We start from the raw sequence: 578 nt of genomic DNA on the forward strand, positions 1-578 counted from the left end.
ACTACTTCAGGTTGTTCACGGCGGCCATCGCCATGTCGTCCATCTTCTTCATGAGGTTCGTGATGGTGCTCATGATCTGGGACTCGAGCTGAACCTGCTTCTGCGCCTGCAGGAAGCCCTTCTGCTCCGCGGGGGCCGCGGCGATCATCTTGTCCATCGCCGTGCCAGTGGTGTTCTTCGCGGTGTTCACTGCGGTGTTGAAGACGTCGATCGTGGCCATGAGAGTTCTCCTGGTACGGCGGGATGAGTTCGTGCGGCACCAGCTACAAAAAGATTATCGGTGAAGGGGGGCGGGAGTTTCCTAAGGGTTTTCCGCGATCATTTTTCCCCGGGAAGCCCCGGCCCGCTTTTCCGCCGCGCAGACGGAGGCCGGAAACGCCGCCGGCCCCGAACCGGTACCCTGGAAGGGCACCAGCACGGGGCCGGAGCGAAACCAACAACCTGGAAGGATTACTTCAGGTTGTTCACGGCGGCCATCGCCATGTCGTCCATCTTCTTCATGAGGTTCGTGATGGTGCTCATGATCTGGGACTCGAGCTGAACCTGCTTCTGCGCCTGCAGGAAGCCCTTCTGCTCGG

Annotated in this window: 1 protein-coding gene; it reads right to left on the bottom strand. The window is 60.2% G+C overall.

Annotated elements, in window-relative coordinates; translation table 11 throughout:
- Window position 1 precedes the first annotated feature (1 nt).
- Window positions 2-220: a hypothetical protein gene (locus D7Y11_RS42850; protein ID WP_120581765.1), complete on the bottom strand. Its 219-nt coding sequence runs from the start codon at window positions 218-220 to the stop codon at window positions 2-4.
- Between the last annotated feature and the right edge of the window lie 358 nt (window positions 221-578).

The organism is Corallococcus sp. AB018, from assembly GCF_003986945.1.
GTDB classification, from domain to species: domain Bacteria; phylum Myxococcota; class Myxococcia; order Myxococcales; family Myxococcaceae; genus Corallococcus; species Corallococcus exiguus.